The sequence below is a fragment of the Pantoea anthophila genome (genome assembly GCF_006494375.1).
GTDB lineage: Bacteria > Pseudomonadota > Gammaproteobacteria > Enterobacterales > Enterobacteriaceae > Pantoea > Pantoea anthophila.
This window is the reverse complement of the sequence record NZ_VHIZ01000036.1, coordinates 144,506-158,317: the sequence shown is the minus strand read 5'-3', so window position 1 is coordinate 158,317 and position 13,812 is coordinate 144,506. Positions and strand designations below refer to the sequence as shown.

Annotated in this window: 11 protein-coding genes; 5 read left to right on the top strand and 6 right to left on the bottom strand. The window is 59.3% G+C overall.

Features of this window, described 5'->3' with window-relative positions:
* Window positions 1–43: 43 nt before the first annotated feature.
* The 3 genes from FJW00_RS06875 to FJW00_RS06870 all read right to left on the bottom strand — a co-directional run bounded on the left by FJW00_RS06875 (window position 44) and on the right by FJW00_RS06870 (window position 3,072).
* The gene (locus FJW00_RS06875) at window positions 44–1,621 is read right to left on the bottom strand and encodes a methyl-accepting chemotaxis protein (RefSeq protein WP_046101315.1); all 1,578 of its coding nucleotides are present in this window, start codon (window positions 1,619–1,621) and stop codon (window positions 44–46) included.
* 299 nt (window positions 1,622–1,920) lie between these two features.
* Window positions 1,921–2,055: a hypothetical protein gene (locus FJW00_RS22540; RefSeq protein ID WP_255348909.1), complete on the bottom strand. Its 135-nt coding sequence runs from the start codon at window positions 2,053–2,055 to the stop codon at window positions 1,921–1,923.
* A gap of 54 nt (window positions 2,056–2,109) precedes the next feature.
* A complete protein-coding gene (locus FJW00_RS06870; RefSeq protein WP_009091860.1) occupies window positions 2,110–3,072 on the bottom strand; it encodes a chemotaxis protein in 963 nt (320 codons plus the stop codon).
* Between the two features lie 167 nt (window positions 3,073–3,239).
* On the opposite strand from FJW00_RS06870, the gene FJW00_RS06865 reads away from it, so the two are divergent.
* Entirely contained in the window at window positions 3,240–3,632 is a 393-nt protein-coding gene (locus tag FJW00_RS06865; RefSeq protein ID WP_009091859.1) for a YgiW/YdeI family stress tolerance OB fold protein, read from the top strand.
* Window positions 3,633–3,665: 33 nt separating this feature from the next.
* On the opposite strand, the gene dbpA is transcribed toward FJW00_RS06865, so the two are convergent.
* The 3 genes from dbpA to FJW00_RS06845 all read right to left on the bottom strand — a co-directional run bounded on the left by dbpA (window position 3,666) and on the right by FJW00_RS06845 (window position 8,704).
* Complete coding sequence (dbpA, locus tag FJW00_RS06860) at window positions 3,666–5,048, bottom strand: ATP-dependent RNA helicase DbpA (protein ID WP_046101317.1); 1,383 nt, start codon at window positions 5,046–5,048, stop codon at window positions 3,666–3,668.
* A gap of 1,317 nt (window positions 5,049–6,365) precedes the next feature.
* A complete protein-coding gene (locus tag FJW00_RS06850) occupies window positions 6,366–7,754 on the bottom strand; it encodes an amidohydrolase (RefSeq protein WP_140923335.1) in 1,389 nt (462 codons plus the stop codon).
* Between the two features lie 89 nt (window positions 7,755–7,843).
* On the bottom strand, window positions 7,844–8,704 hold the full coding sequence (locus tag FJW00_RS06845) for a LysR family transcriptional regulator (protein WP_009091854.1): 861 nt from the start codon (window positions 8,702–8,704) through the stop codon (window positions 7,844–7,846).
* Window positions 8,705–8,791: 87 nt separating this feature from the next.
* On the opposite strand from FJW00_RS06845, the gene FJW00_RS06840 reads away from it, so the two are divergent.
* The 4 genes from FJW00_RS06840 to lldD all read left to right on the top strand — a co-directional run bounded on the left by FJW00_RS06840 (window position 8,792) and on the right by lldD (window position 13,782).
* Window positions 8,792–9,961: a cyanate transporter gene (locus FJW00_RS06840; protein ID WP_140923334.1), complete on the top strand. Its 1,170-nt coding sequence runs from the start codon at window positions 8,792–8,794 to the stop codon at window positions 9,959–9,961.
* Window positions 9,962–10,169: 208 nt separating this feature from the next.
* Window positions 10,170–11,825 (top strand): L-lactate permease, encoded by a 1,656-nt coding sequence (lldP, locus tag FJW00_RS06835; protein WP_140923333.1) that lies wholly within the window; start codon window positions 10,170–10,172, stop codon window positions 11,823–11,825.
* Window positions 11,822–12,595 (top strand): transcriptional regulator LldR, encoded by a 774-nt coding sequence (gene lldR / locus FJW00_RS06830; protein ID WP_009091846.1) that lies wholly within the window; start codon window positions 11,822–11,824, stop codon window positions 12,593–12,595. Before lldP ends, lldR begins: the two co-directional genes overlap by 4 nt.
* Entirely contained in the window at window positions 12,595–13,782 is a 1,188-nt protein-coding gene (gene lldD, locus FJW00_RS06825; RefSeq protein WP_009091844.1) for an FMN-dependent L-lactate dehydrogenase LldD, read from the top strand. Before lldR ends, lldD begins: the two co-directional genes overlap by 1 nt.
* The last annotated feature ends 30 nt before the right edge of the window (window positions 13,783–13,812 follow it).

The following is a 13,812-nucleotide window of genomic DNA, read 5'->3' as shown; positions in this document are numbered from 1 at the left end:
CCCGATTCGGAAACAGGCCCGCCGCAGCAGGCCGCTTCGGGCGTTAACGCAGTACCGGCTGCAGGGAGAGTTTACCGGTGTTAAACACGCTCATGGCCTGTGCCATCCGCTCTGCCTGATCCTGCAGCGCCTGTGACGCGGCTGAGGCTTCCTGTACCAGCGCGGCGTTCTGCTGGGTCACCGCTTCCATCTGGGTAATCGCCTGGTTGATTTCACTGATGCCGCTGCTCTGTTCGCTGCTGGCGATAGTGATTTCGCTCATGATGTTCGCCACGCTCTGCACGCTGTTCACCACCTCCCCGATAGTAGAACCCGCATGCGTGACCAGCTTGCTGCCCTCATCGACTTTCGCGACAGAGTCCTCAATCAGCACTTTGATCTCTTTTGCCGCTGACGCTGAACGCTGCGCCAGATTGCGCACTTCCGTCGCAACCACTGCAAAACCGCGACCCTGTTCGCCCGCACGTGCCGCTTCAACCGCCGCGTTCAGAGAGAGAATGTTCGTCTGGAAAGCGATGGAGTCGATAACGCTGATGATATCGACAATTTTCCGTGAGGAGAGCGCGATCGCTTCCATTTTCTCAATCACCTGCTCCATCACCACGCCGCCTTCACGCGCCACGCTGGAGGTTGCCGACACCAGATGATTGGCTTCACGCGCATTATCGGCGTTGTGCTTCACCGTCGAAGTCATCTGCTCCATGGCCGATGCGGTCTCTTCCAGCGAGCTGGCCTGCTGTTCGGTACGGGTAGAGAGATCGAGGTTGCCGCTGGAGATCTGATTCGAGGCCACCGCGATCGTGTCAGAGCCGGTGCGCACTTCGGTCACAATAGAGAGCAGGTTGTCGTTCATCCGCTGCAGCGCCTGCATCAGAATGCCGGTCTCATCACGCGAGGTGACCTGCATCTGCGAACTCAGATCGCCTGCGGCAACACGTTCAGCCACGTCAACCGCCGCCACCAGCGGACGCACGATAGAGCGTGTCAGGAAGTAGCCCAGCACAATGGAAGCCAGAATCGCCAGGGCGGAGAAAATCAGCGTGACCGTAATAGCCGACTGACCATTATCCATAATGCCCTGACCCTCACTGCGCAGCTGCGCGTCCTGGGAGTTGGCAAAATTAATGGCGTCCTGCAGGAATTTATTCTGTGTGGCGGTCATGGATTGCAGCACATAGGTGCTGGCAGCATCAAAATTACCCGCCTGTACCAGCGCCATCAGCTCGGCTTTCACCTTTTCGAAGGCCAGCGATGACGCGAGAAGACCGGCGATCTTTTTCTTACCCACCGGCGTGACCTGAATGGCCTCGATCTTCTTCATGGCGTTGTTAGTGCGTTGTGTCGCCTCTTCCAGCTGACCAAAGCGTTTCGCATTCTTTTCCGGGTGCAGCGTGTCGATCACCATGCCGCGCAGATATTTAATCTGATCGTTAACGCCGTCGCGCACATCAAAGGCCAGCCGGACCTTCACATAACGATCGTCAACGATCGAGGCGATCGCCGTATTAATACTGTTAATCCTCGTTATCGAGGTTACGCCGATGACGATCAGTAGCGTTACAATAATACCAAAGGCTGCAGCGAGCCGTATTCCCACCTTCATATTACTGATAATGAACATAATCTCTTCCCGTCTTAATTTTAATCAATGAGTTATCAACAATCAGGTGCCTTGCCGTTGTGCGCAGTGCCTTGCTGATGCCTGAGGCCAGGACCGCAGACAAAAAGGGGGTCTCGCGCATACAGTTATCGGAGTGCGCAGATGTACCTTTAATATTTTTTAAGTAATAACGTTGCGTGAATAAATAATCGGGTCTAAGCATCAGAAAAAATGAACAATGATTGAGCGGCGAAATTAAGACAAAAAAAAGGGCTGTCAGCAGAAACACTGACAGCCCGGTTTAAGCAATGGCTTAAACGTCAGAAAATCAAAAAGTAGAGGCCAGCCCAGAATGCGAGGCTCAGGGTGACGGCAGTAATCCATGCCAGCTGGCGTAAACGGCCACGCAGCAGCTTCTGGCGAGCAGGGGTAACGGGTAAGGTTTCAATGTGCATAGTCGGTTCCTTGTCAGGTGAGCCGTAAACGCGGGCGAATGTGCCCGCGTTCGCTTAGCGGGCCGCGTCGAGAACGTTGAAAATCACGTCTGACAGTTCGTTCAGCTCAAACTTCGCCACGTAGCCATCGGCACCGACTTTGCGCACGTGATCTTCGTTGGCGCTGCCGGAGAGGGAGGAGTGAATCACCACCGGCAGATACTTCAGAATCGGGTCACGCTTGATGTTGCGGGTCAGCGTAAAGCCATCCATTTCCGGCATCTCCAGATCGGTCAGCACCAGAGCGATTTTGTCATGGATCGACTCGCCTGCTGCCTGCGCGTCCTGGCTCATCTGCTTAATTTTTTCCCAGGCTTCCAGGCCGGTGTTATACATCAGCGCCGGGATGCCCATACTCTTCAGGCCCTGTTCCAGCAGCTGACGCGCCACTTTGGAATCCTCTGCCACAATCGCAACGGCGCCGGGGCGATAGTTGAACGTGCGTGGTCGCGCCGCTTCCGGCTCAACGCCGCGCACCGACGGAATGATGTCATACAGGATTTGCTCAACGTCCAGCACCATCGCCAGCTCATTGCTCTGCTTGTCACTGTCCAGACAGGCGATACTGGTGATGTTGCGACCGCCGATACCCGCTTCCGCGGTGTGAACCTGACTCCAGTCGAGACGCACGATGTTCTCAACGGACTCAACGGCAAACGCCTGAGTGTTGCGGGCATACTCGGTCACCAGCAGCAGGTTAAGGCCGGTTTCCGGCACACAACCGGCCACAGCAGGCAGGTCGATGACCGGAATGAACTGACCCCGAATACTCGCCATCCCCAGCAGCGGCGACCGCATGCCAGCGGCTTTGGTGATGGCCGGCATCGGCACAATTTCACGCAGCTTGAAGACGTTAATGCCAAACAGCTCGGACTTACCTTTCAGCTGATCGGAACCTAAGCGAAAAAGCAGCAGCTCAAACTTGTTCGATAACGCGAGGTTCGCTCTTTCATCAATCTCTTTTTGAAAATTATCCATGGTTGCCTCTGCGTTAACGCAGCTGGTGAAATAGGGTGTGTAAAGGTTATCGGCAGCAAACGGAAAAAGGTGAGAAGAGAAGGGTGAAATAAAACGATCGCCAATTAATGTGCCAGGCTTAACCCTGAAGGTTCAACATGGACACCTTTCCAATAAAGGAGTGTGAAATGAAAAAAGTGATTTTAGCGTCATTGCTGGTGATGGTGAGCGCGGGCGTTGCAGCGGAAGAGGGTGGATACAAAGCGGGCGAAACGCCACCGCCACAGCACAAGCAGGATGCGGGCTATAAAGGCTCTGAGGATACCGGTCAGACGCATATCGATCAGATCCGCGACTTCCGTCAGGGTGGTTACGTGACGCTGGAAGGCTACATCGTGAAGAAAGAGCAGGGTGAACGTTATCAGTTCCGCGACAACACCGGGACGTTACCGATTATCGCGCCGAAGAAAACCTTTGATGGTAAGACCTACACTGCGGAAGACAAAGTGCGGGTCAGCGGCAAGGTGCAGGGGAAAGGGGATAAGACCACGCTGCACGTGACCCAAATCGAAGAGCCGTAATAAAAACGGGCGAGGTTATCCTCGCCCGTTTTTTCAATCCTTCAGCAGAATCGCCCGGCAGGTTTTGCCTTTGATTTTGCCCTGCTTGAGTTTCACCAGCGCGCCTTTTGCCTGACTGGCTTCAATGGCCACATAGGCATGGGTCGGCGTCAGCACAATCTTCCCAATCTGCTCCGCGCGATACCCCGCCTCACCGGTCAGTGCCCCCAGAATGTCGCCCGGACGAATCTTGGCTTTACGACCGCCATCAATGCAGAGCGTCATCATGGCCGCAGGCAGCGGTTTGCTGCTGCCTTTTTTCAGCGTGCTGGCCGCGATCCACGGCAGTTTCTGCTGCAGGAAATCTTCCAGCGCATGGGCGCGAGCCATCTCATCGGGTGCCACCAGGCTGACCGCAACGCCATGCTCACCGGCGCGTGCCGTGCGCCCGATGCGATGCAGGTGGACTTCAGGGTCCCAGGCGAGCTGATAGTTGACGACCATCGCCAGTGATTTGATGTCGAGTCCGCGTGCGGCGACGTCGGTGGCGACCAGGACGCGGCCGCTGCCGTTAGCGAAGCGGATCAGGACGCGTTCGCGGTCGCGCTGTTCGAGATCGCCATGCAGCGGCAGGGCGCTGATGTCGCGTGCGTTGAGAGCCGCGGCAACATCGTCGCATTCACGTTTGGTGTTACAGAAGACCACACAGGAAGCGGGCTGATGATCGCTGAGCAGGGCAATCAGTAAGCCCAGTTTTTCATTGTGGCTCGCTTCAAAGAACTGCTGGTCAATAGCGGGCAGTTCGCTGACATCTTCCGTCACCACGCTGAGCGCGTCGCGCTGGAAGCGGGTGCTGATAGCCGTGATGCCGTCAGGCCAGGTCGCGGAGAAGAGCAGGGTCTGGCGTGACGCGGGGGTGGCTTCAATGATCGTTTCCATATCATTCAGGAAGCCCATCTCCAGCATCCGATCTGCCTCATCGAGCACCAGCGTGTTGAGCTGGTCGAGCTTGAGGTTTTCACGATGGATGTGATCGAGGATACGGCCTGGCGTGCCGACCACGATATGCGGCGGATGCACCAGGGAGTCGCGCTGTGCGCTCATCGGCTGTCCGCCACACAGGGTGAGGACTTTGATGTTGCGGGTAAAGCGCGCCAGCTGGCGCAGCACGTTGCCTACCTGATCCGCCAGTTCACGGGTCGGACAGAGGATCAGGGCCTGAGTCTGAAAGCGGGTGCTGTCGATATGGTGCAGTAAGCCGATACCAAACGCAGCCGTTTTACCGCTGCCGGTTTTTGCCTGCGCGCGCACGTCGCGTCCCTGCAGAATGGCGGGCAGCGTGGCGGCCTGGACCGGCGTCATGCTGGTGTAGCCCATCTCGCGCAGGTTATCGAGCTGGCTGTCGGGAAGCGAATTGAGGGTAGAAAAAGCGGTCACGGGCGCGGCCTCTGAGGCTGAAAGTGTAGGGCATGATTGCGGGGCAAGTCTGGCAGAAAGCACGCCAGACGGCAACGGGAACCTCGATGGTTAGCAGGGTGAATCTATCCCTGCCGTATCGCTTAGGAATAGACTGAAGTTTGCCTGAAAATGGTGGTTTTTTTTAATTAATTGGCCGGTGCCGAAGGCGACTAATCAAAAAAGGGTATTTCATGAGGCCAGTCATAGGTTTATAAGCTGCCGTTTTTAAAAATTTATTTCATTGTTAATCAGATAAATCCTTTGTCATGACTCCAGTAATAGAATTAATCATTAAAAAATATCACTCCTGGTGCCGATAAAAATCCTGAGCTAATTGCTTTATATTTAGCGCGCCATATTCCTGGTACAACGACCGGTAGAGGGTATTTGCATTGAGTAATAGCATCCAGGGACCACATGAAAATGTGCTTAAAATAGTAGGCCGCGCCGTACTGACACTTCACGTTCATGGAGAGAGCTTATCTGCGGATAAGATCGCTTCGATGATCGGGTGTTATGCGGAAGATGAGCCCTGTGATCAGGAAGATCGTCGCTTATACGCGCTGGCAATGGAATTAATGTCGAATCAACAATGGGCCAAAAGCGCGTAACACGCACTCCGCTCAGGTAAATGCAGAGCCTCCCCTGTGGAGGCTCTGTCGTTTCTGGGAAGCGTATGTCCGGCAGTCGTTTCCCTGAGCAGGCGCGATCCATTTCGAGATACCACTCAGCTTCCTGTCAGAGCAGGCTTCAGGGAGCATACGCCCTCCGCAAAGACGCAAAACCGCCATCCCTGGCAGGCTCAGCGCGGGCCATCCCTGGCCCGCTATGCTTTGCTACAGGCGTATGCTCCCTTCGCTTTATGTCCGGCAGTCGCTTCCCGTTTCAGGACTGTCGCTGCTAATAAACCGTGGGCACCGGAAATCTATCAGCGATAAATAACCTTAAAGCGCAGGGAAGCCAGTCAGAAGAGGAAAGCGTCCCGCGCCAGGGACAAAAACGCCGGGAGCGTTTTTGAACAACGCAATGCGTTGGCCCGTTTACGGGCGCACCTCATGGATGAGGTGCGTAATCGCGCGGGCCGAGCGGCCAGGGATTGGCTTAAGCGCCTTTCCGATCTGACTGGCTTCCCTGAGCAGGCTCGATCCATTTCACGATACCACTCAGCTTCCACTCAGAGCAGGCTTCAGGGAGCATACGCCCTCCGCAAAGACGCAAAACCGCCATCCCTGGCAGGCTCGCTCTCTCCGCTATGACTAAGCAGGCTCAGCGCGAGCCATCCGTAGCCCTAAGATTTCAGGCCGATGACAGCGCAAACACGGGTTTACCGCGCGAGAAGGTCGCGACTACCGGTGAAATCCGTGCCACGGCTTCGGCGGAGCAGCTGGCGGCTACCAGCATCATGCTCGCCTCATCGCCCGGTTGCGGCCACTGTCTCTCACCCTGAGCCGAAAGCGGGAGCCGATCGTCTGTGGCAATCCCCAGCGCCCGCGACAGCGAAAACTCATCCGATCCGCGATAGAGCTGGGCATAGAGATTCGCTTTTTCCAGCATGCTGCCGGTGCCAAAGGGTGACCAGTGATCGATAACGCTGTCGGTGCCGGTCATGACTTTTACGCCCGCCGCCTGCAGCTGCGGAATCGGCATGGTCAGTTTGCCGAGGGGAAGCGTTGAGGCCACGCTGAACTGCTGCTCTGCCAGCCCTTCAATCATTTTGTTCAGGGCGCTCCCCTCCAGCGTCGCCAGCGCAAAACCGTGGCTCAGCGTCACATTGCCTTTCAGCGCCGGGTTCCTGGCGACGGTGTCGATCATGTACTGGATCGCGGCCACGCCAGCCGGGGAGGTTTCATGCAGATGGATGTCAACGCCGCGCTGATAATCGAGTGCAATCCGGAACATCGCATCCAGTGACTTCTCCATCGCGCCATCCACGCTGGTGGGGTCCAGCCCGCCCACCTTTGCGACGCCGTGCTGCATCGCCTCGCGCATCAGGCCATCGACCTGCGAGTGCAGCAGGCCGTGCTGTGGAAACGCCACGATCTCGCAGTGAAAGGCGGGGTGCCGCGCCAGCGCCGCCTGCAGATGTTCCAGACTCTGCAGGCCACTGACCGGATCGATATTGCAGTGGCTGCGGGCGCGGGTGGTGCCTTTGGCGTTCAGCAGGGCGATTAACGCTTCGGCGCGCGCCTGTGAATGCGGCAGCAGTTGCGGAATCAGCACCTGCTCGCGGGCAATCATATCCATGATGGTTTTGCCCTGACGGGGACGGGGCGCCTGCCACGGGCCGCCGTAAAAGGTCTTATCAAGATGGATATGCATATCCCGGGTGGCGGGCAGCAGCAGCGCATCCTGCGCATCCCATGACGGCAGAGTCGTATCGCCCTGACCGGCGGGCGTCAGGCGATCAATGCTGCCGTCGCGCACGCTGATATCGTAACGGCCGGTGCGGGTGGCGACGATCTCATCCTCCTTACGAATAAACCCCTCCTCCAGCCGCACATTACGCAGCAGATAGCGATCCTGCTGAGGCAGCGGGGCGGGGGTGTCAGGATGGGAGACGGAGGGGGCGGAGGTCGTCGCGGCACTGGCCGGGCCGAGACCCGCAGCGAGCAGGCCGCCTGCGGCGGTCCAGCGGACACCGTGTCCGAGAAAGTCACGGCGGCTCGATGAAGAGGAAACAGGCATAAAAACTCCAGTCAGGTGAACAGACCGTTAATCTGACAAAGGCGGGCTTACCCTGCTGCGCTATTTCTCACTGGTGACTATTCGATATTTCACTGCCAGCGCAGCTGACCGAACGCCGCCAGTGATTCCGCCAGCGCGCGCTGCAACGGATCCTGTGGATGACGGCAGAAAAGCGCCAGTTCAAAAGTATCAATCACCGGCAGCCCCTGCTCACGGCCCAGCACCCGATGTCCGGGCAGGCGACAGCTGGCGGGCAGCAACGTCAGCCCCAGCCCCTGCGCACTGGCGGCGGCCAGCGCCACCAGACTGGCGCTGCTGTAACTGATGCGCCAGCTTCGGCCCAGCGCATCGAGCGTCTGACACACCTCATCGCGATAAAGCCCCTGCTGGGGAAAAAGCACCAGCGGTACCGGCGTCTGTTCGAAGCAGGGCCACTCCGCGCTGTCGAGCCATAGCAGCGGTTCCGGCCGCGATGCCAGCGGACGATCGCCATAGGGCTGCTTAATCAGCATGATATCCAGCTCTTCACGCTGCCAGGCGCGCCTCAGCTCCACCTGCATGCCGCTCATCACATCCAGCCGCAGCTGAGGGTGGGCGCGACTGAAGTGCGCCAGCAGACCGGCGGTGGGGGCGGCAAAATCTTCCGGCACTCCCAGCCGCAGCACGCCGTCGCGCCACTGATCGCTCAGGACATCGTGGGCTTCCCCATTCAGCGCAATAATCCGTCGCGCATAGCCTAAAAGTTTTTCGCCCTCTTCGGTGATCTGCACCTGATGCGAGGAGCGGACCAGCAGCGCCTTTCCCACCATCTCCTCAAGCCGCCGCACCTGCTGGCTGACGGTGGACTGCGACAGGTGCACCCGGTCGGCCGCCCGGGTGAAGCTGGTGGTTTCGCACACGGCCACAAAACTGAGCAACTGCTGCGGGGTAAACATCGGCTGACGATTCATTTTTTCACTACCTGGCAGAGTAATATTTCATTTCCCAATAGTATCGGCTGCTGTCAGGCTGACAACTTTTAAACGTATGGATTGCCGATGAAGAGAGATAACGTTCTGCTGCTGGCGGCACTGGTACTGGCCGGGCTGAATATGCGGCCGCTGATGACCTCCGTCAGCCCGCTGCTCGGCCAGTTACGCCAGAGCATTGGCCTGTCACCGCTGGCGGCATCGCTGCTGCCAGCGCTGCCGATGATGATGATGGGCGCGATTGCCCTCGTCAGTGCGCCACTGATGCAGCGCTTTTCCGTGCGCAAACTGCTGCTGGGCGGGCTGCTGCTGTTGCTGCTGGCCCTGGCGAGCCGGCTGTTTGTGACGGAGGGGCGAGGACTGGTGCTGACGACCCTGCCGGGCGGTGCGGGCATCGGCATCGTGCAGATGGCGATGCCGGGAGTGATCCGTCAGCGCTTTGGCCAGCGCAGTGCCGGGGTCACCGGCCTGTGGGCCGCGGCGCTGATGGGCGGCGGCGGCATCGGTGCGGCAATCTCGCCGTGGCTGACCGGGCAGCTTGGCTGGCAGGGCGCGCTGAGCAGCTGGGCGCTGCCGGTGGTGCTGGCTATGCTGCTCTGGTTGTTTATCGCCAGCAGACCGGTCGCCCGCCAGGAGAGGGCAGCGCTGCCTTCCCTCTGGCGTAAACCGCGCGCCTGGACACTGGCGCTGAGTTTCGGCCTGGTGAACGGCGGTTACGCCATCTGTGTCGCCTGGCTGCCCGACTTCTATCATCAGCTCGGCTGGCCTGCGCAGGCGGGCGGCTCACTGCTCGGCATGATGATCGGCTGTCAGGTGACCGGGGCGCTGCTGCTGCCTCTGCTGGCGCGGGGGCGCGATCGCCGTCCGCTGCTGCTGCTGACGCTGGCGATGCAGCTCAGCGGCATGCTTGGCTTCCTGTTTGCCCCGCAGCTGGCTCCCTGGCTCTGGGCGGGAATCGCGGGCGCAGGACTGGGCGGGGCGTTTCCGCTGGCGCTGGTTCTGGCCCTGGATCATCTGGCGCAGCCGCAGGCGGGTGCACGGCTGGTCGCCTTTATGCAGGGCGTCGGCTTTATAATCGCGGGCAGTATGCCGTTTATCGCCGGTCAGTTGCACACGCTTACCGGCCACTTCACCAGCGTGTGGGTTCTGCAGGCGGCGGTTACGCTGCTGCTGATTGCGCTGAATCTGCGTTTCCATCCGCGCAGTTATCCGCACGCCTTTCCCGAAGGAAATTCCTGATTTTGGTCAGACCAATCGGCGCAATATTTTTCCCTGGTTCACACAACCAGAAAAATCGCGCAACTTTTGTTGCCACAAGTTAACAATGCATTAACTATCTCCAGCCATAAGGCCCCGAATGCCGGATGTGGTCTGACCAATCCGGCGGGCTGAGGGAATGCAGCACAGCGACTGTGTTCCACCTCATCTTTCCTCTGGAGATAACGGCATGCAGATCTGGCAACAAAACTACGATCCGCTGGGCAACATCTGGCTTTCGAGCCTGGTCGCACTGATACCGATTCTGTTTTTCTTCTTTGCACTGATTAAACTCAAGATGAAGGGCTATCTGGCGGCCACCCTGACTGTGGTGCTGGCGCTGCTGGTGGCGCTGTTCCTCTATCGGATGCCCGTGGCACAGGCGCTGGCCGCCGTGGTGTATGGTTTTCTCTACGGTCTGTGGCCGATAGCCTGGATCATTGTCGCCGCCGTTTTCGTCTACAAAATTTCGGTTAAAACCGGCCAGTTCGATATTATCCGCGCCTCAATCCTGTCGATTACGCCCGATCAGCGCCTGCAGATGCTGATTGTCGGCTTCTCGTTCGGCGCCTTTCTGGAAGGGGCGGCGGGCTTTGGTGCACCCGTCGCGATTACCGCCGCGCTGCTGGTGGGGCTGGGCTTCAACCCGCTCTATGCCGCCGGGCTCTGCCTGATCGTGAATACCGCGCCGGTCGCCTTTGGCGCGATGGGCATTCCGATTATCGTGGCGGGGCAGGTCACCGGGCTGGATAGCTTCGCCATTGGCCAGATGGCCGGACGTCAGCTGCCGCTGCTGACCCTGATTGTGCTGTTCTGGATTATGGCAATTATGGATGGCTGGCGTGGGGTAAAAGAGACCTGGCCGGCAGTCATGGTGGCGGGCGGTTCCTTTGCTGTCGCCCAGTTTCTCAGCTCCAACTTTCTGGGGCCGGAGCTGCCTGACATTATCTCGTCGCTCGCCTCGCTGATCTCTCTGACGCTGTTTCTGCGGGTCTGGAAGCCGGTGCGCATCTTCCGCTTTGCTGATGCCGGGGCGAAGCAGGGTGACGCCCTGACGCCGCCGCAGACGTACCGGCTGGGCCAGATCGTTCGCGCCTGGATGCCGTTCCTGTTTCTCACCGCCACCGTAACGCTCTGGAGTATTCCGCCATTTAAGGCGCTGTTCACCCAGGGCGGCGCGCTCTATGAGTGGGTACTGAACATACCGGTTCCGCTGCTGAATGGACTGGTGGCGCGGATGCCGCCGGTGGTCAGCAGCGCCACGCCTTATCCGGCCCTCTATAAGCTCGATCTGATCTCCGCCACCGGCACCGCAATTCTGATCGCGGCGATTGCGGCGATGATCTTCCTGCGCATGAAACCCAGGGCCGGATTGCAGACCTTCGCGGCCACGCTGAAGGAGCTGGCGCTGCCCATCTACTCTATCGGGATGGTGCTTGCCTTTGCCTTTATCTCCAACTACTCCGGCCTCTCCGCCACGCTGGCGCTGGCGCTCGCGCACACCGGTCACGCGTTTACCTTCTTCTCGCCGTTTCTGGGCTGGCTGGGCGTCTTCCTGACCGGATCGGACACCTCATCCAATGCGCTCTTCGCCGCCCTGCAGGCCACCACCGCGCAGCAGATTGGCGTCTCCGATGTCCTGCTGGTAGCGGCCAACACCACCGGCGGCGTGACCGGCAAGATGATCTCACCGCAGTCGATCGCCATCGCCTGTGCGGCGGTCGGGCTGGTGGGCAGAGAGTCTGACCTGTTCCGCTTTACCGTGAAACACAGCCTGATTTTCACCTGTATGGTCGGTCTCATTACCACGCTTCAGGCCTACGTTTTCCCCTGGATGATCCCATGACAAACCCGGCAGACCCGCTGGTGACGCGCCTGCGGGCGTACATCACCGACCATCAACTTGAGCCAGGCATGCGCCTGCCCGCCGAGCGACAGCTGTCGGCTGAACTCGGCGTTTCACGCTCCTCGCTGCGTGAGGCGATTCAGCAGCTGATCAGCAGCGGGATGCTGATCAGCCGGCGCGGCGGCGGAACCTGGCTCCGGCAGCAGCTGGCCCCCTGGTCGGAACAGCGCATCGTGGAGCCGATTCGCCAGCTGCTGCATGACGATCCCGACTACCGCTATGACATTCTGGAGGCGCGTCACGCCATTGAGGCCAGCACCGCCTGGCATGCGGCACTGCGCGCCACCGATGCCGACAGAGAGCGGCTGCAATACGCCTTTGATGCCACGCTGAAGCTGAAGGAGAGTGACGATCCCGATCTCGCCGCCCAGGCCGATGTGCGCTTCCATCTGGCGATTGCCGAGGCGTCGCACAACCTGGTGCTGCTGCAGACCATGCGGGGCTTTTTTGAACTGCTGCAATCCTCGGTCATGCAGAGCCGACAGCGGATGTATACCCAGCCTGCGATTTTTGCCCGCCTCACGGAACAGCATCAGGCGCTGCTCGACGCCATTCTCGCGGGCGACGCCGACGCCGCCCGGCAGGCAGCGATGCAGCACCTGGGGTTTGTTCACACCACCATGAAAAGCCTGCATGAAGATGAAGCGCGTCAGGCGCGCATCACCCGCTTACCGGATAACGACACACGCAACCCTAAGGAATCTGACTGATGATTATCTCAGCTGCCAGTGACTATCGCGCCGCCGCGCAACGTATCCTGCCGCCGTTCCTGTTCCACTATCTTGACGGCGGGGCCTATGCCGAACATACCCTGCGTCGCAATGTGGAGGATTTGTCGGACGTGGCGCTGCGCCAGCGTATTCTGAAGAACATGTCAGAACTGAGCCTGGAAACGACCCTTTTTAAGGAAACCCTGTCGATGCCGGTTGCGCTGGCGCCGGTAGGACTGTGTGGCATGTATGCCCGTCGGGGAGAGGTGCAGGCGGCGCGTGCGGCTGCCCTGAAAGGGATTCCGTTTACCCTCTCCACGGTTTCGGTCTGCCCGATTGAAGAGGTGGCACCGGCGATTAACCGCCCGATGTGGTTCCAGCTCTATGTGTTGCGCGACCGCGGCTTTATGCGCAACGCCCTGGAGCGCGCCAAAGCCGCGGGCTGCTCGACTCTGGTCTTTACCGTCGATATGCCGACGCCGGGTGCCCGCTATCGCGATGCGCACTCCGGCATGAGCGGTAAACACGCCGCGCTGCGGCGCTACTGGCAGGCGGTCACGCATCCGCAGTGGGCGCTGGATGTCGGCCTGCAGGGGCGTCCACACGATCTGGGCAATATCTCTGCCTATCTCGGCAAGCCGACCGGACTGGAAGATTATATCGGCTGGCTGGCGAACAACTTCGATCCCTCTATCTCCTGGCGCGATCTGGAGTGGATCCGTGAGTTCTGGGACGGGCCCATGGTGATCAAAGGGATTCTGGACCCGGAAGATGCGCGCGATGCGGTGCGCTTCGGGGCCGACGGGATTGTGGTGTCTAACCACGGCGGCCGTCAGCTGGATGGTGTGCTGTCGTCTGCGCGGGCGTTACCGGCGATTGCCGATGCCGTCAAAGGGGATCTTGCCATTCTGGCAGACAGCGGTATCCGCAACGGGCTGGATGTGGTGCGCATGATTGCGCTGGGCGCAGACAGCGTGCTGCTGGGACGCGCCTTTATCTATGCGCTGGCGACCCACGGTCAGCGCGGCGTGGAAAACCTGCTGAACCTGATTGAGAAGGAGATGCGCGTTGCCATGACCCTGACCGGCGCGAAGTCCATCGCGGATATCACGCGCGATTCGCTGGTGCAGGCCGGGGCGCTGCTGGAACCGCAGAGCGCCTCACCCCGTCCGCGCGCGGTGAGTTAAGCCTGCGAAAATGAATGCATTGTCTATACT